The organism is Bradyrhizobium sp. dw_78 (assembly GCF_018449525.1).
Classification (GTDB): Bacteria; Pseudomonadota; Alphaproteobacteria; order Rhizobiales; family Xanthobacteraceae; genus Bradyrhizobium.
In genome coordinates, this window is record NZ_JAAVUS010000004.1 from 425,350 (window position 1) to 448,444 (window position 23,095).

Sequence of the window (23,095 nt, forward strand, 5' to 3'; positions counted from 1 at the left end):
ATGCTGCCATTCGCCACTCGCCAATCCCTATTCGCTTGTTTACTCGATGATGGCGGCGACGACGCCGGCACCGACGGTACGTCCGCCTTCGCGAATGGCGAAGCGCAGCTTTTCTTCCATCGCGATCGGCACGATCAGATGAACTTCCATCGCGATGTTGTCGCCCGGCATCACCATTTCGGTGCCTTCGGGCAGATGCACGACGCCGGTCACGTCGGTGGTGCGGAAGTAGAACTGCGGACGGTAGTTGGTGAAGAACGGGGTGTGACGGCCGCCCTCTTCCTTGGTGAGGATGTAAGCCTCAGCCTTGAACTTGGTGTGCGGCTTGACCGAACCCGGCTTGCACAGCACCTGGCCGCGCTCGACTTCCTCGCGCTTGGTGCCACGCAGCAGCGCGCCGATGTTGTCGCCGGCCTGGCCCTGATCGAGCAGCTTGCGGAACATCTCGACGCCGGTGACGATGGTCTTCTGCGTGTCGCGCAGACCGACGATTTCGATTTCCTCGCCGACCTTGATGATGCCGCGCTCGACACGGCCGGTCACCACGGTACCGCGGCCGGAGATCGAGAACACGTCTTCCACCGGCATCAGGAACGGCTGGTCGATCGGACGCTCCGGCTGCGGAATGTACTCGTCGACATTCTTCATCAGCTCGAGGATCGCGTCGTGGCCGAGCTTCTTGTCGGTGTCTTCGAGGGCGGCGAGCGCCGACCCCTTGACGATCGGAATCTTGTCGCCCGGGAAGTCGTACTTCGAGAGCAGCTCGCGAACTTCGAGTTCGACCAGCTCAAGCAGTTCCGGATCGTCGACCATGTCGCACTTGTTCAGGAACACGACCAGCGCGGGCACGCCGACCTGACGGGCCAGCAGGATGTGTTCGCGGGTCTGCGGCATCGGGCCGTCGGCGGCCGACACCACCAGGATCGCGCCGTCCATCTGCGCGGCGCCGGTGATCATGTTCTTCACATAGTCGGCGTGGCCCGGGCAATCGACGTGGGCGTAGTGCCGATTCTGGGTTTCGTATTCGACGTGCGCAGTCGAGATCGTGATGCCGCGCGCCTTCTCTTCCGGCGCCTTGTCGATCTGGTCGTACGCCGTGAACGTCGCACCGCCGGTTTCCGCCAGGATCTTGGTGATCGCTGCGGTCAACGAGGTCTTGCCATGGTCGACGTGACCGATGGTTCCGATGTTGCAGTGCGGTTTATTACGTTCAAACTTTGCTTTGGCCATTTGACTCTCCGTTCAGTCGTTAGTTGTCGCCAACGACAATCAGGCAAACTTCTTCTGGACTTCTGCCGACACGTTCGCCGGCGCTTCAGCGTAGTGGTCGAATTGCATCGTAAAGGTCGCGCGTCCCTGGCTCATCGAGCGCAGGTTATTCACGTAGCCGAACATGTTCATGAGCGGCACCATCGCGTTGATGACGTTGGCGTTGCCGCGCATGTCCTGGCCCTGGATCTGGCCGCGCCGCGAATTCAGGTCGCCGATGACCGAACCGGTGTAGTCTTCCGGGGTCACCACTTCGACCTTCATGATCGGCTCGAGCAGAACGGACTTGCCCTTCTGCAGCGCTTCGCGGAAGGCCGCGCGGGATGCGATTTCGAAGGCCAGCGCCGACGAGTCGACGTCGTGATACTTGCCGTCGACCAGCTGCACCTTGACGTCGACCACCGGGAAGCCCGCGACGACGCCGGAATTCATGACGCTGTTGAGGCCCTTTTCGACGCCGGGGATGTATTCCTTCGGCACCGCTCCGCCGACGATCTTGGACTCGAACTCATAGCCCTTGCCGGGCTCGTTCGGCTCGACCACGATCGACACTTCCGCGAACTGGCCGGTACCGCCGGTCTGCTTCTTGTGGGTGTACTTCACTTCGGCGCGCTTGGTGACGCGCTCGCGGAACGCCACCTGCGGCGCGCCGATATTGGCATCGACCTTGTAGGTGCGCTTCAGGATATCGACCTTGATGTCGAGATGCAGTTCGCCCATGCCCTTGAGGATGGTCTGGCCGGATTCCTGATCGGTCGACACCCGGAACGACGGATCTTCGGCGGCGAGCTTCGCCAGCGCGACACCGAGCTTTTCCTGGTCGGCCTTCGACTTCGGCTCGATCGCGATTTCGATCACCGGCTCCGGGAATTCCATCCGTTCCAGGATCACTGGATGAGCGGGATCGCACAGCGTGTCGCCGGTGCGCGCTTCCTTCAGACCCGCCAGCGCGACGATGTCGCCGGCATAGGCTTCCTTGATGTCCTCGCGGTTATTCGCGTGCATCAGAAGCATGCGGCCGATCCGCTCTTTCTTGTCGCGGGTCGAGTTGACGACGCCGGTGCCGGAGGCCAGCACGCCGGAATAGATGCGGCAGAAGGTGATGGTGCCGACGAACGGGTCGTCCATGATCTTGAACGCGAGCAGCGCCAGCGGCTCCTTGTCGTCGGCCTTGCGGACGATTTCGTTGCCGTCTTCGTCGGAACCCTTGATCGCGGGCACATCGATCGGCGACGGCAGATAGTCGACGACGGCGTCGAGCAGCGGCTGCACGCCCTTGTTCTTGAACGCCGAACCGCACAGCACGGGATAAAACGCGCCGGTCAGCACCGCCTTGCGGATCAGCCGCTTCAGCGTCGCCTCGTCCGGCTCCTTGCCGTCGAGATAGGCGGCCATGGCGTCGTCATCGAGCTCGACGGCAGCCTCGATCATCTTCTCGCGATATTCCTTGGCCTGATCGACCAGGTCGGCGGGAATATCGACATAGTCGAATTTCGCACCGAGCGATTCGTCGTTCCAGACGATGCCCTTCATCAGCACCAGATCGACGAGACCCTTGAAGTTGTTCTCGGCACCGATCGGAAGCTGGATCGCAATCGGCTTGGCGCCGAGGCGATCGACGATATCGGAAAGGCATTTGAAGAAGTCGGCGCCGGTCTTGTCCATCTTGTTGGCGAAAACGATGCGCGGCACGTTGTACTTGTCGCCCTGACGCCAGACGGTTTCGGTCTGCGGCTCGACGCCCTGGTTGGAATCCAGCACGCACACCGCACCATCAAGCACACGCAAGCTGCGCTCGACTTCAATGGTGAAGTCGACGTGGCCGGGGGTGTCGATGATGTTCAGACGCTTGCCGTTCCAGAACGCGGTGGTCGCGGCCGACGTGATGGTGATGCCGCGCTCCTGCTCCTGCTCCATCCAGTCCATCGTCGCGGCACCTTCATGCACTTCGCCGATTTTGTGGCTCTTGCCGGTATAATAGAGGATGCGCTCGGTGGTCGTGGTTTTGCCGGCGTCGATATGCGCCATAATACCGAAATTACGGTAGTCCTCGATGGCATGGAGGCGTGGCATGGGATGTTCCTTAAAAGGTCCGTTGTTTCGCCGTTACCAGCGATAATGCGAGAAGGCGCGGTTGGCTTCCGCCATCCGGTGTACGTCTTCACGCTTCTTGACAGCGTTCCCCCGGTTATTTGACGCATCGAGCAACTCCGCTGAGAGCCGCTCCGTCATCGTCTTTTCGTTGCGCTCGCGCGCAGCCGAGATCAGCCAGCGAATCCCCAGCGCCTGACGGCGCACCGAGCGCACTTCGACCGGCACCTGGTAGGTGGCGCCGCCGACGCGGCGGGAACGCACCTCGATGGTCGGCATCACATTTTCCAAAGCCTGCTCGAAGATCGGCAACGGACCCTGCTTGGTCTTGGCCTCGATCATTTCGAGCGCGCCGTAGACGATGCCTTCGGCGACCGACTTCTTCCCGGCATACATCACCGAGTTCATGAATTTCGTAATGATGATGTTTCCGAACTTGGGATCCGGAAGCACTTCACGCTTTTCAGCAGAATGGCGACGAGACATCGATCAATTTCCCGCTTATTTCGGACGCTTGGCGCCGTACTTCGAACGACGCTGCTTACGGTTCTTGACGCCCTGGGTATCCAGCACGCCGCGGAGGATATGGTAGCGCACGCCGGGCAAGTCCTTGACGCGGCCGCCGCGGATCATGACCACCGAGTGCTCCTGCAGGTTATGGCCCTCACCCGGGATGTAGCCAATCACTTCGAAGCCGTTGGTCAGGCGCACCTTGGCGACCTTACGAAGCGCCGAGTTCGGCTTCTTCGGGGTCGTGGTGTAGACGCGCGTGCAAACGCCGCGCTTTTGCGGCGACTGCTGCAGCGCCGGCACCTTCTTGCGCGACTTCTGGACCACCCGCGGATTTGCGATCAGTTGATTGATCGTCGGCATGTCAGCCTTCACCCTTTAGTTCACGCGAAGCCGGTCATCGGCTCCGCAAATTCCGTTGGGACCACCGTCCCGTTTGACCGTTCTACAAAAACGATCCACGCAAAACGAAATCACGCCAACCACCCATCGCTGAGCGGAAAGCGCTTCGACGCCACAGAGGACCGCGAGCAAAAGCCGAGCGGCCTTAAAGCCGTTCGGTTTCAGACACCGAGGTCATGCATCCGAATTCAATCTCGAGAGAACGCGCTCAAGAGACCTAAAATCGTCCTGGCATTGCCTAGCTATAACCGACAGCGTTTGAGCGGCATTCGTCGAGGTTGGTGCCCTTTTTCGCCCGAAGGGCCGATCAGGGTGTCCCGTTCCGACTCTGGCGACGCTCACCGCCTGTCGTTAAGTGGGCGCGTTGTATCGGCGCTAAATAGTCAAGTCAAGATGAAACACCATGGGAGAAGCGCTTCTCGTATCTGTGGAATCGGTCTCTCGCCAGAACCGCACCTCACCCGGAGCCATGCCGGCGGCCAGCCTCGGGCTGGCCCCTCCCCCACGAACCGCCCCTATTTTACCCGGATATTATATGCCTGACCCGCTCTCCGTTTCGTTCTACAAAAACGCGCCTTGAAGCTAAAGGTTTATTTGCCTTTTCCGGCGCAATCATCTGTGTTTCCAGCGGAAATGCAGCCATGAAATATACCGACATTGCGATCATTGGCGGCGGCCTTGCGGGCTCGATTGCGGCCGCCATGCTCGGGCGCGCCGGAATCGCCGCCGTCCTGATCGATCCGCATCCGGTCTATCCGCCCGACTTCCGCGTTGAAAAACTGAGCGGCGGCGGTCAGATCGAGCGGTTCCGCAAAACCGGCATTGCCGAACCGGTGCTGCGGTCGGCCACCCATGACGGCGAGAACTGGGTCGCCCGATTCGGCTATCTGCTCGACAAGCGGCCCAGCCAGCAATTCGGCATCCTCTATGATTCGCTGGTCAACGCCGTCCGCGACGAAATTCCGTCCAGCGTCGAACGCCTCCACGCAAAGGTTGTTGCCGTCCAGACCAGCACCAACCGGCAGAAGATCACGCTGTCCGATGGCGAAGTGATCTCGGCGCGGCTTGCGGTGCTGGCCAACGGATTGAATTTCGGCCTGCGCCGCAGCCTCGGCATCGAGCGCCACGTCGTCAGCGCCGGCCATTCCATCACCATCGGATTCGATATCGCCCCAAAGGGCCGCGCGGCGTTCGACTTTCCGGCGCTGACCTATTTTTCGGAGCGGCCGAGCGACCGCATCCCCTATCTGACGCTGTTTCCGATCGGAAACCGGATGCGAGCAAATCTGTTCAGCTATCGCCCGATCGACGATCCGTGGCTGCAACAGATCCGCAACGCGCCCGTCGACACATTGAATGCAGCGCTGCCCAGGCTGCGCCGCCTCACCGGCGAGTTCGAGGTGCGCGGTGACATCAAGATCAGGCCCGCCGATCTTTATGCCAGCACGAATTACCTGCAGGCCGGAATCGTGCTGGTCGGCGACGCCTTCGCAACCACCTGCCCCGTCTCGGGCACCGGCACCGACAAGGTGTTCACCGATGTCGAGCGGCTGTGCAATGTCCATATCCCGGCCTGGCTCGCGACCGACGGCATGGACGAAGACAAGATCGCCGCGTTTTACGACGATCCGGTCAAGCAAGCCTGCGATGCCTGGTCGATCGCGAAGGCGCACAATTTCCGGTTGCTGTCGATCGAACCCGGCATGTACTGGAGCGCCCAGCGTTGGGCGCGGTTCTTTGCGTGGTGGGGCGAAGGCCTGTTGCGGCGGATGCGGCAGCGCTCCGGCGCCGCTCCCGCCCTCCAGCTTCAATCCTCCTCCTCATCGTCGTCATCGCTGTCGTCGTCGGCCTGACCGGCCCCATGATGCGGCGTGTGGTTCTGGTCGTCCCACAGCTTGCGATAGACGCCATTGGCGGCGAGCAATTCCGCATGTGAACCGCGCTCGATCGCCCGGCCGTCCGATATCACGATGATTTCGTCCATATCGACCACCGATGTCAGCCGGTGGGTCGAACTGATCATGGTGCGGCCTTTGGCGACCTTGAGCAGCGTTCGGTTGATCGCGGCCTCGGTGGTCTGGTCCAGCGCCGAGGTGGCCTCGTCCAGCAGCAGAACCGAAGGATCGCGGACGATCGCGCGCGCGATCGCGATGCGCTGGCGCTGCCCGCCCGACAGCGTGTCGCCGCGCTCGCCGACCTGGGTGTCGTATTTCTGCGGCAGGCTCATGATGTAGCGGTGGATCTCGGCCTTGCGCGCCGCCTGCACCACCTCTTCGTCGCTCGCCCCTTCCTTGCCGAGCCGGATGTTCTCGCGGATCGACATGTTGAACAGCATGTTTTCCTGAAACACCACCGCCATGCTCCGGCGCAACGACTCGCGCGTCACCTTGCGGATATCGACGCCGTCGATGGTCACGCGCCCTTCGTCCGGCACGTAAAGGCGAAGGATCAGGTTGAGCAGCGTGCTCTTACCGGAGCCGCTCGGGCCGACAATGGCGATGCGCTTGCCGACATTGAGCTTGAGGCTGAGATTGTCGAGCACCGGCGTCTGACTGCCTTCATACTGGAAGGTGACATGGTCGAAGGTGATGTCGTGGGTGATGCGCGGCAGGTCGGGAGCGCCGGGCCGGTCGGCGCCGCGGGTCGGCTCGTCCAGCAGTTCCTGGATGTGACGCACCGCCGCCGCGGACTGGATCGAGACCGGGATGAAATGCATGACATGGGCGATGTTGTAGGACACCTCCCAGAATGCGCTCTCGAATGTCACGAAGGTTCCGACGGTGATCTGGCCCTTGGTGGCGAGATAGGCGCCGAGCGCGAGCACGACGAGATGCAGCAGCAGCACCGAGATCGTGACCGTGCGCTCGACCATCGTGGAAAGAAACGCCGCGGAGGCGATCTTCCGCCGCGCCTCGTCGTTGCGCAAGGTGAACCAGCCGAGCGTTCGCCGTTGCAGGTTGAACGCCTTGACCACCGCCTGCGCCGCGACGTTCTCCTGCACCATGCCGAGCAACGCCGATTCGTTAAGCTTTTGTTCGTAATTCGCCTGCACCGCCTTCGGCGTCAGCATGCGCGGCCCGATCAGCGTGATCGGAAACACCAGCAGCGCCACCGCGGCGAGTTGCCAGTTCAGAAACAGCATCAGGACGATGCCGGCGATCAATTCAAAGAACGGCAGCGCCGCGCTACTGGTAAAACTGTTGATCGAACCCTCGAAGGCGGACAGATCGATCGAGAAGCGCGACAGGATCTCGCCGCGCTTGGTGCGTCCGAAATAAGCCGCCGGCAAATTCTGGACATGCTCGAACAGGCTCACCCGCACGTCCGAAATCACCGACGCCGCGAGCCTGGCATCCCATCGCTCGTACCAGACGGCGACGATCGAGGTCAGAATACCCGCCGCCCCCAGCACCGACAGAATTCGCACCAGCGCGTCGAAATCCTCCTCGCCCAGCGCGTCGTCGATCAGGAATTTCAGGCTCAGCGGCATGATAACGTTGAACAGGGTCTCGACCAGAACGCCGAGGCCGACAAACGCCAGAACCTTCTTGTAGTTTTTCAGGAACGGCTTGACGAAGGCATAGACCGTCGCCAGCGCGCCGGCGGCTTCTTTCGCGGTGAAGACCAGGAGGTCGTCGTCCTCCTCGTCCTCCAGATCGAGGTCGTCGTCTTCGTTCTCCTCGTCCTCATCGTCGTCAGGCGCAGCCGGCTTGCCGGCGGCCGCCTTCTTGTCGAGCTCCGGCGCAGCCGAATCGTCGGTGCCGGATTCCGTCAGACGATCCGGCGATGAAGGCTTGGGCGCCATGAGACCAACCGATGCTGTACGGCCGGCATGACCGCAAATTTGAGGGAAATGCGCGACAGCGCCACCCGCGCCAATCCGATGCGATCCGCGCGGGCCCGGCAAAATAACCGGAACAACAGGACGAGACCATAGCGTTTTCCGGCGAAAGCCTGACCCGGACCTGGATAGCAGGGCGGCCACCGGCTCGCGTCAGGAAAACGCGTCCAAACAAAAGACGGAAGCGCGGCTCTGATTCAATCAGAACCGATCAGGCTCTAATCTTCGTCCGCAACCTTGTCGAAAAACGAATAGCGCAGGCTGTCGGAATCCGCGTACCACTGCCCGGGCCCCTTGTTGGCGGCGAGCGTCGCGGTCCACAGCGCGTCGGTGCAGTCGTGCCGGTGCATCGACAGGTCGAAGCCGTTGTTGAAGAACAGTTCGGACCATTCCCACCAGGTGCCGAGCTTCTTGACCCCGCGCAACAGATCGTAGCGGTCGATCACCGCTGGCGCCATGTCCGACGTCACCGAGCCGAACACCAGCCCCGTCTTCACCACGCGGTTCAATTCGCGAACGGCGCGGGCCACCTGCTTTTCCGAGACATGGCACAGGCTGGTCTCGAACACGAAATCGAACTCGCCGTCCTTGAACGGCATGTCGGCGATCGAGCCGAGCTTGTTGAATTTCTTCAGCGCCTTCGGCGTCCTGGCATGGATGAAGCGGTTGTTCTCGATGCCCCAGGCGTCGATCCCGCGCGCCCGCAACGCCCCCACCAGTTCGCCGCTGGCCGAACCCGCGACCAGCAGCTTGTAGCCCCTGGCCCTGTTCCAGACGATCTTGATGAGGTCGGTCAGATAGGCGGGATCCGTGAACCGGCTCCAGACCTCGCTATAGGGCCCGAGCCCGCGGTAATTCTCGAAATAATCCCGGTCGATCCTGTCGGATACCTTGTCACGGCCCTCGCCGCGCGCGCGGCGCAGCCGCATCATCTCGGTCAGGATGATGTCGGTGGCGGCGTCGGAAGAATCCAGCAGCCCGTTCAGCGTCGAGTCGAACAGATAGTCGCCGACCACGACGATGCCCGGATGCTGCTTCGGCTCCGGCCGGTGGTTGGTCATGACGTCGCGCGCCGGCAGGCCGCCGGGCAGCGCATTCACCGACGACAGCCAGCGGTGGATCCTGCCTTCCATGAAATGCGCCCGCGCGTCGCCGAACGAGGCCGGCAGCGACTTCAGGGCGGCGTCGATCAATTCCTGGTCGCTCAGATTGGCGAATGCCAGCGCGTCGGAACCGGCGATCAGCCAGTTCAGCACCCCGTGCCGGCCGACATCGTGACGCGCGCCTTCGTTGTAGACGCAGCAGCCGCCGAACGCCTCCGACATGAACCACGCGCCTGGAATCTTCCCGCCCCAGAACGGCTCATCGAACAGGATCGAGACCCGCAGATAATGCGCGGGACGATCGAAATAGGCGACGTGCTTGACCATCGACTTGCGCAACTGCTCGCCATCCCAGCGCATGGTCGCGAGCCAGGAGTGCGGCAGGCACATCAGCACGAGATCGAAATCCCGTGTCTCCGGCCCCTTGCCGTTCATCATGTTGAGCTGGTAGCGGCCGTCCGCGGTCTTGCCGACCTTGAGCACCCGGTGATTGAGCTGGATGTCGGCATCGACCTCCGACTGCAGGCACTCGATCAGCTGCTCATTGCCGTTCTGGATCGAATAGAGGCCGATATAGCCGTCGACATCCATCACGAAGTTCTTGAGCGCGTTCAGCCCGTTGGTGTTGTGGGCTTCGGTCGCGATATCGGAGCGCGCCATCACCTTGAAGAAGCGCCTGGCGATCGGATCGTCGACTTCCCGATCGAGCAATTCCTCGGCCGTGATGTAGGCCCAGGGATGCTCGTTGTCGTGGGCGCCGACGCCTTCGTAATATTCGATCGGCGAAACCATCTCGGTGCAGCGCTTGCGGAACGCCTCGATCGCGGCCGCGGTTTTGGCGCCGTATTTGCGGCGCATCCCCGGCACGTCGTTCAGGAGTTCGCCGTCGAGCTGGACCTGCTCGGCATCCATCGGGATGGTCTGCAGGCCGAAATGCTGGATCAGTTCGCGCAGCGGATCGGGACCCGTCATCGAGTAGTCGTAGATCTCGGCGACGCCGGCCTCGTACATCGCCGGTGCGGAATCGAATTTGCGCGTCACGATCTTGCCGCCGAGCCGGTCGGACGCCTCGAAGATGGTGATGCGGCACAGTTCGCCCAGCTTCTTTTTCAGATACCAGGCGCTCATCAGGCCGCCGGGGCCGCCACCAACGATTGCAAGATCCAACATCATCGTTCCGTCGTTCTCCGGCCGCCCCGCATGGGCAACCCGGTCCAGCGCATTTTCCAGTTCTGTGGCCTCGGCTTCATCCTTCGAGACGGCACTTTCACGCCTCCCCAGGATGAGGCTCCCTTAGACCCTCATGGTGAGGAGCGCGGCCCGGCCCGTGGTTTATCGTCTTGTTCAGGCACGATCCTTCCCGAAAACCGGTTCCCGCGTTGCGCAAATACAGGCCCTTCGGGGCGAGATCATGCCTTAAGCCCCATGAACAACAGCGCTTTTCACCCTGAAGGAAAGATGAACAGAACCGGCGAAGGCTGCCGAAAACATGGGCAGACGAGCAAAAGGCCGGCTTGCGCCGGCCTTTTCTCCGCAACGTGATGAATTTGCGACGGTTTATTCCGCCGGCGGCAGCGCCAGGGGTTCGATTTCGGGGGCCGCAGGCACGATCGCGGCCTGCTTCTCCCGTTCGTCGAGGATCAGCTTGTCGCGCTTCATGGCGACTTCGCGGATCTTGGCCATCGAGGCACCGGTGCCCGCCGGGATCAGCCGGCCGACAATGACATTCTCCTTGAGGCCTTCCAGCGGGTCCACCTTGCCGTTGACGGCGGCTTCGGTGAGCACGCGGGTGGTCTCCTGGAACGAGGCCGCCGAGAAGAACGAGCGGGTTTGCAAGCTCGCCTTGGTGATGCCGAGCAGCACCGGCGTTCCCGTGGCGATCTTCTTGCCCTCTTCCTTGGCCTTGGCGTTGAGCACGTCGAACTCGATCTTGTCGACCTGCTCGCCCGAGATCATGTCGGTCTCGCCCTGATCGGTGATCTCCACCTTCTGCAGCATCTGACGGACAATCACCTCGATGTGCTTGTCGTTGATGAGCACGCCCTGGAGCCGGTAGACCTCCTGGATTTCGTTGACCAGATAGGCAGCGAGTTCCTCGATGCCCTTGATCGCCAGAATGTCGTGCGGCGCCGGATTGCCCTCGACGATGAAATCGCCCTTTTCGACGATGTCGCCGTCCTGCAAGTGGATGTGCTTGCCCTTCGGGATCAGGTACTCGCGCGGCTCCTCGGTCTTCTCGACCGGCTCGATCGAGATGCGGCGCTTGTTCTTGTAGTCGCGGCCGAAACGAATCGTGCCGGCGATTTCCGCGATGATCGCCGCATCCTTTGGCTTGCGGGCCTCGAACAGTTCCGCAACCCGCGGCAGACCGCCGGTGATGTCGCGGGTCTTGGCGCTCTCCGTCGAGATACGCGCCAGGATATCGCCCGGCTTCACCTTGGCGCCGACGTCGACCGAGAGGATCGCGTCGACCGACAGCATGTAGCGGGCATCGCCGCCACGCGCGAGCTTGAGGATCTTGCCGTCCTTGCCCTTGACGACGATCGCCGGACGCAGATCCGCTCCGCCCCGCGTCGAACGCCAGTCGATGACGACGCGCTTGGCGATACCGGTGGATTCGTCCAGCGTCTCCGAGATCGACTGGCCTTCGACCAGATCCTCGAACCCGATCGTGCCCTCGACTTCGGTGAGAACGGGCCGCGAATACGGATCCCATTCCGCGATACGCTGGCCGCGCTTGACCAGATCGCCGTCGTCGACATGCATCCGCGAACCGTACTGGATGCGGTGAGTCGCACGCTCGGTGCCATCGGAGTCGACGATCGCAACGACCATGTTGCGGACCATCGCGGCCAAATGACCCTCGCTGTTCCTGGCGATCGCCTTGTTCCTGATGACGACCTTGCCTTCGAAGTTCGACTCCACGAACGACTGCTCGTTGAGCTGCGCCGCGCCGCCGATGTGGAACGTGCGCATCGTCAACTGCGTGCCGGGCTCGCCGATCGACTGCGCCGCGATGACGCCGACCGCTTCGCCGTGGTTGACCGGCGTGCCGCGGGCGAGATCGCGGCCGTAGCACTTGCCGCAGATGCCGTTGACGAGTTCGCAGGTCAGCGCAGAACGGATCTTCACTTCCTGGACGCCGGCCTGCTGGATGGCGTCGACATGACTCTCCTCCATCAGCGTGCCGCGCTTGACGATGACCTTGTTGCTCGCGGTATCGCGAACGTCATCGCAGGCCACGCGGCCGAGGATGCGCGAACCCAGCGATGCGACCACCGTGCCGGCATCGATGATGGCGCGCATCTTGATGCCGAGCTTGGTGCCGCAGTCATCCTGCGTGATGATGCAATCCTGCGCGACGTCGACCAGACGACGCGTCAGATAGCCCGAGTTCGCGGTCTTCAACGCGGTGTCCGCGAGGCCCTTGCGGGCGCCGTGGGTCGAGTTGAAGTATTCGAGCACCGACAGACCTTCCTTGAAGTTGGAAATGATCGGCGTCTCGATGATCTCGCCCGACGGCTTCGCCATCAGGCCGCGCATGCCGGCCAGCTGACGCATCTGCGCCGGCGAACCGCGCGCGCCGGAATGCGCCATCATGTAGATCGAGTTGATGTCGGCGTCGGCGCCCTTGGCGTTCTTCTTGGTCGAGGAGATTTCCTTCATCATCTCCTTGGCGATTTCTTCCGTCGCCTTCGACCAGGCGTCGACCACCTTGTTGTACTTTTCACCGTGGGTGATCAGACCGTCATTGTACTGCTGCTCGAAATCCTTTGCGAGCGCGCGCGTGGTGTCGACGATCTTCCACTTGCCGTGCGGCACGACCATGTCGTCCTTGCCGAACGAGATGCCGGCCTTGAACGCGTTGTAGAAGCCGAGCGCCATGATCCGGTCGCAGAAGATCACCGTCTCCTTCTGACCGCAGTGGCGATAGACTTGGTCGATCACGCCCGAGATTTCGCGCTTGGTCATCAGCTTGTTGATGATGTCGTACGAAATCTTCGGTGATTTCGGCAGCAGATTGCCGAGCATCACGCGGCCCGCGGTGGTCTCGATCCAGCGCCTGCCCTGCTTGCCGGTCTCGTCGATGCCGTTCCACCGGTACTTGATCTTGGTGTGGAGGTGGATGACCTTCGAATGCAGGGCGTGCTCGAGTTCGGCCATCTCACCGAAGATCTTGCCCTCGCCGGGCAGGCCTTCCCGCATGATCGACACGTAATAGAGGCCGAGCACGATATCCTGCGACGGCACGATGATCGGCTGACCATTGGCCGGATGCAGGATGTTGTTGGTCGACATCATCAGCACGCGCGCTTCCAGCTGGGCTTCGAGCGACAGCGGAACATGCACGGCCATCTGGTCGCCGTCGAAGTCGGCGTTGAACGCCGCGCAGACCAGCGGATGCAGCTGGATCGCCTTGCCCTCGATCAGCACCGGCTCGAAGGCCTGGATGCCGAGACGATGCAGCGTCGGCGCGCGGTTCAGCAGCACCGGATGCTCGCGGATCACCTCGTCGAGAATGTCCCAGACCTCGGGACGCTCTTTTTCGACCAGCTTCTTGGCCTGCTTCACCGTGGTCGACAGGCCCTTGGCGTCAAGCCGCGAATAGATGAACGGCTTGAACAGCTCGAGCGCCATCTTCTTCGGCAGGCCGCACTGGTGCAGGCGCAGCTCGGGACCGACCACGATCACCGAACGGCCGGAATAGTCGACGCGCTTGCCGAGCAGGTTCTGCCGGAAGCGTCCCTGCTTGCCCTTGAGCATGTCGGCGAGCGACTTCAGCGGACGCTTGTTGGCGCCGGTGATGACGCGGCCGCGGCGGCCGTTGTCGAACAGAGCGTCGACGGCCTCCTGCAACATGCGCTTTTCGTTGCGGATGATGATGTCAGGCGCGCGCAGCTCCATCAGCCGCTTCAAACGGTTGTTGCGGTTGATGACGCGGCGGTAGAGATCGTTAAGGTCGGAGGTCGCGAAGCGGCCGCCATCGAGTGGCACCAGCGGACGCAGGTCCGGCGGAATTACCGGCACAACGGTGAGGATCATCCATTCCGGCTTGTTGCCGGAATAGCGGAAGGCCTCGACGATCTTCAGGCGCTTGGCGAGCTTCTTGTGCTTGATGTCGGAGTCGGTCTCCTGCATCTCGGCGCGCAAGCTCGACTCAAGCTTCTCGAGCTCGAGTCCCTTGAGCAGTTCGCGGATCGCCTCGGCGCCGATCATGGCGGTGAAGCTGTCCTGGCCGTATTCGTCCTGCGCCTTCAGATACTCGTCTTCCGACAACAGCTGGCGGTCCTTGAGCGCGGTCAGGCCCGGCTCAAGCACGACGTAATATTCGAAGTACAGAATCCGCTCGAGATCCTTCAGCGTCATGTCGAGCAGAAGGCCGATACGGGACGGCAGCGACTTCAGGAACCAGATGTGGGCGACCGGCGCGGCCAGTTCGATATGGCCCATGCGCTCGCGCCGGACCCGCGACAGCGTCACTTCGACCGAGCACTTCTCGCAGATGATGCCCTTGTACTTCATCCGCTTGTACTTGCCGCACAGGCACTCATAGTCCTTGATCGGCCCGAAGATGCGGGCGCAGAACAGGCCGTCGCGCTCGGGCTTGAAGGTACGGTAGTTGATGGTCTCCGGCTTCTTGATCTCGCCGTAGGACCACGACAGAATCTTCTCAGGGGACGCGATCGAGATCCGGATCTGGTCGAAGACCTGAGCCGGCGTCGTCGGGTTAAAGAGATTCATAATTTCTTGGTTCATGGTCTTCTCCTCGCGTGCCGGTCATGGCCGGCAGCAAATTCGAAAATCTCTTGGTCGGCGCGCGCTGCCCGGCCCCCGGACACCGCGCTGATGCCCGGCCCATCTGAGCGAAGACGCGCTTCGCGCTTTTGGGTCGGGCACAAAGGCTTGACTTACTCGGCCGCCTCGGACGTCGGCGTCGGACCGACCTTGGAATTGTGCAGGTCGACGTTGAGGCCGAGCGAGCGCATTTCCTTGACCAGCACGTTGAACGATTCAGGAATACCTGCCTCGAACGTGTCGTCGCCGCGCACGATCGCCTCGTACACCTTGGTACGGCCGGCGACGTCGTCCGACTTCACGGTCAGCATTTCCTGCAACGTGTAGGCGGCGCCGTAGGCTTCCAGCGCCCACACTTCCATTTCGCCGAAACGCTGGCCGCCGAACTGCGCCTTGCCGCCCAGCGGCTGCTGGGTGACGAGCGAGTACGGTCCGATCGAACGCGCGTGGATCTTGTCGTCCACCAGATGGTGCAGCTTGAGCATGTAGATATACCCAACCGTCACCTTGCGATCGAAGGCGTCCCCGGTCCGGCCGTCATAGACGGTCGACTGTCCGGAGGCGTCGAGACCCGCAAGCTTCAGCATCTCCTCGATGTCGGCTTCCTTGGCGCCGTCGAACACCGGGGTTGCGATCGGCACGCCGTGGGAGAGATTACGGCCGAGCTCCATCAACTCGTTGTCGTTGAGTGATTTGATGGTCTCGTCGTCGCCGTAGATTTTCTTCAAGGTCTCCTTCAGCGGCCTGGTGTCCTGCTTGGCGCCAGCCAGATAGGCATCGACAGCCTGGCCGATGCGCCGGCCGAGGCCGGCGCAGGCCCAACCGAGATGGGTCTCGAGAATCTGGCCGACATTCATGCGGCTCGGCACACCCAGCGGATTGAGCACGATATCCGCATGGGTGCCGTCCTCCAGGAACGGCATGTCCTCGATCGGAACGATCTTCGACACCACGCCCTTGTTGCCGTGACGGCCGGCCATCTTGTCGCCGGGCTGAATCTTGCGCTTCACCGCGACGAAGACCTTGACCATCTTCATCACGCCGGGCGGCAATTCATCGCCGCGTTGCAGCTTTTCGACCTTGTCGAGGAAGCGCTGTTCAAGCCCCTTCTTCGACTCGTCGTACTGCTTCCGCATCGCCTCGATTTCGGCCATCAGCTTGTCGTTCGGCGAAGCAAACATCCACCATTGCGACCGCGGATGCTCGTCGAGCACGGCACGCGTGATCTTGGTGTCCTTCTTGAAGCCCTTCGGACCGGCGATGCCCTGGCGGTTTTCCAGAAGCTCCGCCAGACGGTTGTAGACGTTGCGGTCCAGAATGGCCTGCTCGTCGTCGCGGTCCTTGGCCAGACGCTCGATCTCTTCCCGCTCGATCGCCAAGGCACGCTCGTCCTTGTCGACGCCGTGCCGGTTGAAGACGCGGACTTCGACGATCGTGCCCTGCACGCCCGGAGGCACGCGCAGCGACGTATCGCGGACGTCGGAAGCCTTTTCACCGAAAATGGCGCGCAGCAGCTTTTCTTCCGGCGTCATCGGGCTCTCGCCCTTCGGCGTGATCTTGCCGACCAGGATGTCGCCGGCGCGGACTTCGGCGCCGATATAGACGATGCCGGCTTCGTCGAGGTTCTTCAGCGCTTCTTCCGAGACATTTGGAATGTCGCGGGTGATTTCCTCAGGTCCGAGCTTGGTGTCGCGGGCCATCACCTCGAACTCCTCGATATGGATCGAGGTGAAGACATCTTCCTTCACGATCCGCTCGGAGAGCAAAATCGAGTCTTCGAAGTTGTAACCGTTCCACGGCATGAACGCGACCAGCACGTTGCGGCCAAGCGCGAGTTCGCCGAGATCGGTCGACGGACCGTCGGCAATGATGTCGCCCTTGCTCACGAGGTCGCCGACCTTCACCAGCGGACGCTGGTTGATGCAGGTCGACTGGTTCGAGCGCTGGTACTTCATCAGCCGGTAGATATCGACGCCCGACTTGGTGGGGTCGAGATCTTCGGTAGCGCGGATGACGATACGGGTGGCGTCGATCTGGTCGATCACGCCGGTCCGGCGGGCGGCGATCGCCGCCCCGGAGTCGCGGGCGACCACGCCTTCCATGCCGGTGCCGACGAACGGCGCTTCGGCACGCACCAGCGGCACCGCCTGGCGCTGCATGTTCGAGCCCATCAGCGCGCGGTTGGCGTCGTCGTTCTCAAGGAACGGGATCAGCGCCGCGGCGACCGAAACCAGCTGCTTGGGCGACACGTCCATGTAATCGACCTTGTCCGGCGTAACCGGCAGCACTTCGCCGGCGTGACGGCAGACGATCAGGTCTTCGGTGAAGCGACCCTTGGCATCCAGCGGCACGTTGGCCTGGGCGACGCGATAGCGGCCCTCCTCCATCGCCGAGAGGTAGACCACCTCGTCGGTGACGCGGCTGTCCTTGACCTTGCGATAGGGCGTTTCGACGAAGCCGTATTTGTTCACGCGCGCGAACGTCGCGAGCGAGTTGATCAGGCCGATATTCGGACCTTCCGGCGTCTCGATCGGGCAGATGCGGCCGTAATGCGTCGGATGCACGTCGCGCACCTCGAAGCCGGCGCGCTCGCGGGTCAGACCGCCCGGGCCAAGCGCCGAGAGGCGGCGCTTGTGGGTGATCTCCGACAACGGATTGGTCTGGTCCATGAATTGCGACAGCTGCGAGGAGCCGAAGAATTCGCGCACCGCCGCCGCCGCCGGCTTGGCGTTGATCAGATCCTGCGGCATCACCGTGTCGATGTCGACACTCGACATCCGCTCCTTGATCGCACGCTCCATGCGCAACAGGCCGATACGGTACTGGTTCTCCATCAGTTCGCCGACCGAACGCACCCGGCGGTTGCCGAGGTGATCGATGTCGTCGATCTCGCCCTTGCCGTCGCGCAGATCGACCAGCGTCTTGATGACCGCGAGAATGTCTTCCTTGCGCAGCGTGCGATGGGTATCGGGCGCGTCGAGTTCGAGGCGCATGTTCATCTTGACGCGGCCGACCGCGGACAGGTCGTAGCGCTCGGAATCGAAGAACAGCGACTGGAACATAGCCTGCGCCGATTCCAGCGTCGGCGGCTCGCCCGGACGCATCACGCGATAGATGTCGAACAGCGCGTCCTCGCGCGTCATGTTCTTGTCGGCATGCAGCGTGTTGCGGATATAGGCGCCGACATTGACGTGGTCGATGTCGAGCAGCGGCAGGTCCTTGTAGCCCTGCTCGTTGAGCCCCTTCAGCAGCTTCTCGGTGATTTCCTCGCCGGCTTCGGCGTAGATCTCGCCGGTCTTCGGATTGACGAGGTCCTCGGCGATGTAATTGCCGACCAGTTCCTCATCCGACATCCGCAGCGCCTTGAGGCCCTTTTCCTGAAGCTGGCGCGCGCCGCGCACGGTGAGCTTCTTGCCGGCCTCGAGCACCACCTTGCCGGTGTCGGCGTCGATCAGGTCGTTGATGGTGCTGTAGCCGCGGAAACGGGTGGCGTCGAACGGCACGCGCCAGCCTTCCTTGCCGCGCTTGTAGATGATCTTCTTGTAGAAGGTGCTCAGGATGGTCTCGCCATCGAGACCGAGCGCGAACATCAGCGACGTCACCGGAATCTTGCGGCGGCGGTCGATGCGCGCGAACACGATGTCCTTGGCGTCAAACTCGATGTCGAGCCAGGAACCGCGATAGGGAATCACGCGCGCGGCGAACAGCAGCTTGCCCGAGGAGTGAGTCTTGCCCTTGTCGTGGTCGAAGAACACGCCGGGCGAACGGTGCATCTGGGAAACGATGACGCGCTCGGTGCCGTTGACGACGAAAGTGCCGTTCATGGTCATGAGCGGGATGTCGCCCATGTAGACGTCCTGCTCCTTGATGTCCTTGACCGACTTCGCGCCGGTTTCCTCGTCGATATCGAATACGATCAGGCGCAATGTCACCTTCAGCGGCGCGGCAAAGGTCATGCCGCGCTGGCGGCACTCGTCGACGTCGTATTTCGGCGGCTCGAATTCATAACGGACGAATTCGAGCATCGAGGTGCCCGAGAAATCCGAGATCGGGAACACCGAACGGAACACCGCCTGCAGCCCCTCGTCCAGCCGGCCGCCCGGCGGTTCGTCGACCATCAGGAACTGGTCGTAGGACGCCTTCTGAACCTCGATGAGGTTCGGCATTTCCGCGACTTCCTTGATATGTCCGAAGAACTTGCGAACGCGTTTGCGACCGGTGAATGTCTGCTGCGCCATCGTGGCCTCTCATTTCGTCGCCCTGAAGGGGCGATGCTTCCGGAGCGCGACTGCCATCGCCCCCGGGTTGAATTTCGATCCATTTCGCTGGGCTGGGAGCGCATTTTCAGGGTTCAAGTCCTGAATTTGTTCTCCAGACCTTCAAAACGCAAAACGACGTGCGGGGCGCATGAACGCTCCCGCCCGTTCAAACTCTTTCGTCACGGACTGCAAAAGCCCGAAATCGCCAATCTCCCAACGGCTTGCGCGGGGAACGCCGCCGCTCCCCCTGCCAACCGTGCTTTCGTGCTGCCGTCCCGATATGGGATGGCAATCGTGGAGATTCGAGGGGTAAGTTCCCGAATCCACACACTTTCCTGTGTACAACGTGGTCCGGGCGGTTCCGGACCACGTCTTTGTCTTCTTTTTCTTCGTCACAGCCGGGGCAAAGACCGAAACGGCGCCTTCGCTCAAATACCTGGCCATCCACTTCTTTGGCACACAGATCCCCGGATCGCGCTTCGCGTGTCCGGGATGGGATTGAAGCAAGCTTCGCTTACTTCAATTCCACCTTGGCGCCAGCCTTCTCGAGCTGGGCCTTGATCTTGTCGGCCTCGTCCTTGTTGACGCCTTCCTTGACCGGCTTGGGCGCGCCTTCGACGAGGTCCTTGGCTTCCTTGAGGCCGAGGCCGGTGATGGCGCGGACTTCCTTGATGACTTCGATCTTCTTGTCGCCCGCGGCGGCGAGAACGACCGAGAACTCGGTCTTTTCTTCAGCCGGAGCAGCGGCGGCAGCGGCCGGGCCAGCCACCGCAACGGCGGCAGCGGCGGACACGCCCCACTTTTCTTCAAGAAGCTTAGCGAGCTCGGCGGCTTCGAGCACGGTGAGGCTCGAGAGGTCGTCGACGATTTTCTGTAGGTCAGCCATTGTCTATTTCCTTAAACAGTTTGGTTCGAACCAGGTTGATTTGCGAAGGGTCAGGCCGCTTCGCTCTTTGAGGCATAGGCCTGAACGACGCGCGCGAGCTTGGCCGCGGGCGCGTTGGAGAGCTGAGCAAGCTTGGTCGCCGGCGCCACCAGGAGGCCGACAATCTTGCCGCGCAGTTCGTCCAGCGACGGCAGGGAGGCGAGAGCCTTCACGCTGTCGACATTCAGGACGGTTTTACCCATCGAGCCGCCAAGAATGACGAACTGCTCGTTCGCCTTGGCGAATTCGATGGCAACCTTTGGCGCCGCGACCGGATCGTTCGAAGTTGCGATCACGGTCGGCCCCTTCAACAGGGAGCCGATGGCTGCGACGTCAGTGCCTTCAAGAGCAATTTTGGCGAGACGGTTCTTCGAGACCTTCACCGTTGCGCCCGCCTGCTTCATCTGCATGCGCAGCTTCTGCATCTGGGCCACGGTAAGGCCGGAATAGTGGGCGACGACCGCAACGCTGGTGGTCTTGAAGACCTGATTCAGCGCCTCGACCGCGTCCTTTTTTGCCGCTCTTTCCACAGCAAGCTCTCTCCGGTTGGCGATCTCAGCCTTTAAGAGGCGGGGATCGCCGGGTTACACCCATCGTCCCGCCCGACACCTGACCTCAAGACACCAGTCCAAAGGACACACCGGGCAAGACGACATCTAAAGCCTGCCCTCCCGAACCGATGGCACGGGGTGTCGAGGTTCGAACCAAATCAGCCCCGCGCCGCCCATAAGGCTGCGCAATGCGAAATCCGGTCTTCACCCGTCTATGCAGGCCATGCGATTAAGCCATTGGAAAAACTTGCGTTTAGCCGCCGGCGCCTGCAGTCTTGGACAGGATCGAGGCATCCGGCACGCCGGACCACCCCTGCTCTCATTCCACCAAACGACGGGCTTCCCTCCCTTTCGAGCAATCCATGCGGATGTCCTGAAAGGGATGATCTCCTGCGTATGGCTTTCGGAATGCGAACACGGACGCGCCAGCGAGAGCCAGCACGTCCGGAAGAAATTATTTAACCGGTCTTGCCCGGCTTGCCAAGGACAAACTTTTGAAACGCAAAATTGGCGCGAATGATGCGTCATTTAGCGGATTCTGCCTCGAAACCAGACCGGGAACCGGCTTTCAGCCGCCCTTCACCCCATAGGGCAACTGCTGGCCGGCGAAATAGGCGCTCAAATTGGCGATCACGCAGTCCTGCATCGCGACGTGGGACTCCAGCGTGTGGCCGCCGATATGCGGGCTCAGCACCACATTCGGCAAGGCGGTCAACGCATCCGGCGCGTGCGGCTCCCTGGCATAGACGTCGAGACCCGCGCCGGCGATGGTCTTGTCCGTCAGCGCGGCGACCAGCGCGTCCTGATCGATCACCGAGCCGCGCGCGATGTTGACGACATAGCCGTCCTCGCCGAGTTTCTTCAGGATATTGGCATCGACGGCGTGATGGGTATCGGCGCCGGCACGAACCGCGATCATCAGCACGCTGCCCCATTCGGCGAGCGCCGCAAGGCTCGGGAAATATTGATACGGGACGTCGTGCCGGCTGCGGCTGAAATAGCCGACCTCGCTCTCGAACGCCGCGACCCGGGCGGCGATCTTGCGGCCGATTTCGCCCATGCCGTAGATGCCGACGCGGCGGCCCGGCATGCCCGGTTGCGGCCGCATCATCGGCGACGGCTTCGCCGCCGCCCAGTCGCCGCTCCTGACATAATTGTCCGCCACCAGAAGACGCCGCGTCGCCGCCAGCATCAACGTCACCGCGATATCGGCGACCGACGCGGCATTGGCGCCCGGGCTATGGCCGACCGTGATCTTCCGCTTGGCCGCGGCGACCAGATCGACGCCGTCGTAACCGGTGCCGTAGCAGACGATCGCGCCCAGTTTCGGCATCATGTCCATCATGTCGCCGCCGAGCGGCGTGCCGCCCGCCGTGATCATGGCGCGAACGGCGGCGAGCTGGTCGGCCGAGAACGTTTCGTTCGGCGGCTTGCCGCCGGCGTCGAGGAGTTCAAATCGCTCGCCGATCCGCGCCATCAACGTCTTGGGAAACCGCGAATAGACCAGAACCTGTTCGGGCATCTTGTTGTTCTTTCCCACCATGCCCCGCCTTGTGCCGGACATGACGATCGCGGTTAAAGCCTCGCCAAACGAAACAGGGGTGGAATCGGTTGCCCAATCCCACCCCTGTTCTTATTCGTGTTACGGGAACCTTAGCCGAGCACTGTGCCCGGCTCAACCTTCACGCCCGGCCCCATCGTCGAGGAAACGGCGACACGCTGAATGTAGGTGCCCTTGGAGCCCGCGGGCTTCGCCTTGGACACCGCGTCCGCCAGCGCCTTGACGTTCTGCACCAGCTTTTCTTCCGAGAACGACGCCTTGCCGATGCCGGCCTGCACGATGCCGGCCTTCTCGACGCGGAACTCGACCGAGCCGCCCTTGGCGCCCTTCACGGCGGTGGTGACATCCATCGTCACGGTGCCGATCTTCGGGTTCGGCATCATGCCGCGCGGGCCGAGCACCTTACCGAGGCGGCCGACCAGAGGCATCATGTCCGGGGTTGCGATACAGCGGTCGAAATCGATCGTGCCGCCCTGCACCTTCTCGACCAGGTCTTCGGCGCCGACGACGTCAGCGCCTGCGGCCTTGGCCTCGTCAGCCTTGGCGCCGCGTGCGAACACGCCGACGCGCAAGGTGCGGCCGGTGCCGTTCGGCAGCGTGACGACGCCACGGACCATCTGGTCGGCGTGGCGCGGATCGACGCCGAGATTGATCGCGATCTCGATGGTCTCGTCGAATTTCGACTTGGCGCGCTCCTTGACCATCTTGATGGCATCCGCGAGCGGATAGAGCTTCTCGCGGTCGACGCCCTCGCGGGCCTTCTTCAAACGCTTTCCGACTGCCATGA

Annotated in this window: 13 protein-coding genes; 1 reads left to right on the forward strand and 12 read right to left on the reverse strand. The window is 62.2% G+C overall.

The features are described from left to right. Positions 1-39: 39 nt before the first annotated feature. From tuf to rpsL, 4 genes are read right to left on the reverse strand one after another with little or no spacing between them, the layout of a single operon-like run. Entirely contained in the window at positions 40-1,230 is a 1,191-nt protein-coding gene (tuf, locus tag HB630_RS13985; protein ID WP_213772824.1) for an elongation factor Tu, read from the reverse strand. A 39-nt stretch (positions 1,231-1,269) separates the two neighbouring features. Next, complete coding sequence (fusA, locus tag HB630_RS13990) at positions 1,270-3,342, reverse strand: elongation factor G (protein ID WP_213772825.1); 2,073 nt, start codon at positions 3,340-3,342, stop codon at positions 1,270-1,272. A 33-nt stretch (positions 3,343-3,375) separates the two neighbouring features. Continuing rightward, positions 3,376-3,846, reverse strand: coding sequence for a 30S ribosomal protein S7 (gene rpsG / locus HB630_RS13995; RefSeq protein ID WP_213772826.1), 471 nt, complete (start codon positions 3,844-3,846; stop codon positions 3,376-3,378). Positions 3,847-3,861: 15 nt separating this feature from the next. After that, the gene (gene rpsL / locus HB630_RS14000) at positions 3,862-4,233 is read right to left on the reverse strand and encodes a 30S ribosomal protein S12 (RefSeq protein WP_008969396.1); all 372 of its coding nucleotides are present in this window, start codon (positions 4,231-4,233) and stop codon (positions 3,862-3,864) included. Positions 4,234-4,913: 680 nt separating this feature from the next. Here rpsL and HB630_RS14005 point away from each other — a divergent pair. Further along, positions 4,914-6,125, forward strand: coding sequence for an NAD(P)/FAD-dependent oxidoreductase (locus HB630_RS14005; protein ID WP_213772827.1), 1,212 nt, complete (start codon positions 4,914-4,916; stop codon positions 6,123-6,125). Here the strand turns inward: HB630_RS14005 and HB630_RS14010 are convergent. The 8 genes from HB630_RS14010 to rplA all read right to left on the reverse strand — a co-directional run bounded on the left by HB630_RS14010 (position 6,080) and on the right by rplA (position 23,093). Beyond that, positions 6,080-8,077, reverse strand: coding sequence for an ABC transporter ATP-binding protein (locus HB630_RS14010; RefSeq protein WP_213772828.1), 1,998 nt, complete (start codon positions 8,075-8,077; stop codon positions 6,080-6,082). The two genes, HB630_RS14005 and HB630_RS14010, sit on opposite strands and share 46 nt — an antisense overlap. 254 nt (positions 8,078-8,331) lie before the next feature. Further along, positions 8,332-10,386 (reverse strand): FAD-dependent oxidoreductase, encoded by a 2,055-nt coding sequence (locus tag HB630_RS14015; RefSeq protein ID WP_213772829.1) that lies wholly within the window; start codon positions 10,384-10,386, stop codon positions 8,332-8,334. Positions 10,387-10,773: 387 nt separating this feature from the next. Next, the gene (gene rpoC / locus HB630_RS14020) at positions 10,774-14,973 is read right to left on the reverse strand and encodes a DNA-directed RNA polymerase subunit beta' (protein WP_213772830.1); all 4,200 of its coding nucleotides are present in this window, start codon (positions 14,971-14,973) and stop codon (positions 10,774-10,776) included. A 152-nt stretch (positions 14,974-15,125) separates the two neighbouring features. Next, complete coding sequence (rpoB, locus tag HB630_RS14025) at positions 15,126-19,250, reverse strand: DNA-directed RNA polymerase subunit beta (protein WP_213772831.1); 4,125 nt, start codon at positions 19,248-19,250, stop codon at positions 15,126-15,128. 535 nt (positions 19,251-19,785) lie between these two features. After that, entirely contained in the window at positions 19,786-20,157 is a 372-nt protein-coding gene (gene rplL, locus HB630_RS14030) for a 50S ribosomal protein L7/L12 (RefSeq protein ID WP_213772832.1), read from the reverse strand. A gap of 50 nt (positions 20,158-20,207) precedes the next feature. Beyond that, the gene (gene rplJ / locus HB630_RS14035; RefSeq protein ID WP_213772833.1) at positions 20,208-20,726 is read right to left on the reverse strand and encodes a 50S ribosomal protein L10; all 519 of its coding nucleotides are present in this window, start codon (positions 20,724-20,726) and stop codon (positions 20,208-20,210) included. Positions 20,727-21,315: 589 nt separating this feature from the next. Then, positions 21,316-22,269 (reverse strand): 2-hydroxyacid dehydrogenase, encoded by a 954-nt coding sequence (locus tag HB630_RS14040; RefSeq protein WP_213772930.1) that lies wholly within the window; start codon positions 22,267-22,269, stop codon positions 21,316-21,318. A gap of 131 nt (positions 22,270-22,400) precedes the next feature. Then, positions 22,401-23,093 (reverse strand): 50S ribosomal protein L1, encoded by a 693-nt coding sequence (gene rplA / locus HB630_RS14045; RefSeq protein ID WP_213772834.1) that lies wholly within the window; start codon positions 23,091-23,093, stop codon positions 22,401-22,403. Positions 23,094-23,095: the final 2 nt, after the last annotated feature.

What these genes read in the sequence shown, in the direction of transcription:
- tuf (WP_213772824.1), bottom strand. Translation starts at nt 1,230, where the DNA reads ATGGCCAAAGCAAAGTTTGAACGTAATAAACCGCACTGCAACATCGGA.
- fusA (WP_213772825.1), bottom strand. Translation starts at nt 3,342, where the DNA reads ATGCCACGCCTCCATGCCATCGAGGACTACCGTAATTTCGGTATTATG.
- rpsG (WP_213772826.1), bottom strand. Translation starts at nt 3,846, where the DNA reads ATGTCTCGTCGCCATTCTGCTGAAAAGCGTGAAGTGCTTCCGGATCCC.
- rpsL (WP_008969396.1), bottom strand. Translation starts at nt 4,233, where the DNA reads ATGCCGACGATCAATCAACTGATCGCAAATCCGCGGGTGGTCCAGAAG.
- HB630_RS14005 (WP_213772827.1), top strand. Translation starts at nt 4,914, where the DNA reads ATGAAATATACCGACATTGCGATCATTGGCGGCGGCCTTGCGGGCTCG.
- HB630_RS14010 (WP_213772828.1), bottom strand. Translation starts at nt 8,077, where the DNA reads ATGGCGCCCAAGCCTTCATCGCCGGATCGTCTGACGGAATCCGGCACC.
- HB630_RS14015 (WP_213772829.1), bottom strand. Translation starts at nt 10,386, where the DNA reads ATGTTGGATCTTGCAATCGTTGGTGGCGGCCCCGGCGGCCTGATGAGC.
- rpoC (WP_213772830.1), bottom strand. Translation starts at nt 14,973, where the DNA reads ATGAACCAAGAAATTATGAATCTCTTTAACCCGACGACGCCGGCTCAG.
- rpoB (WP_213772831.1), bottom strand. Translation starts at nt 19,250, where the DNA reads ATGGCGCAGCAGACATTCACCGGTCGCAAACGCGTTCGCAAGTTCTTC.
- rplL (WP_213772832.1), bottom strand. Translation starts at nt 20,157, where the DNA reads ATGGCTGACCTACAGAAAATCGTCGACGACCTCTCGAGCCTCACCGTG.
- HB630_RS14040 (WP_213772930.1), bottom strand. Translation starts at nt 22,269, where the DNA reads ATGCCCGAACAGGTTCTGGTCTATTCGCGGTTTCCCAAGACGTTGATG.
- rplA (WP_213772834.1), bottom strand. Translation starts at nt 23,093, where the DNA reads ATGGCAGTCGGAAAGCGTTTGAAGAAGGCCCGCGAGGGCGTCGACCGC.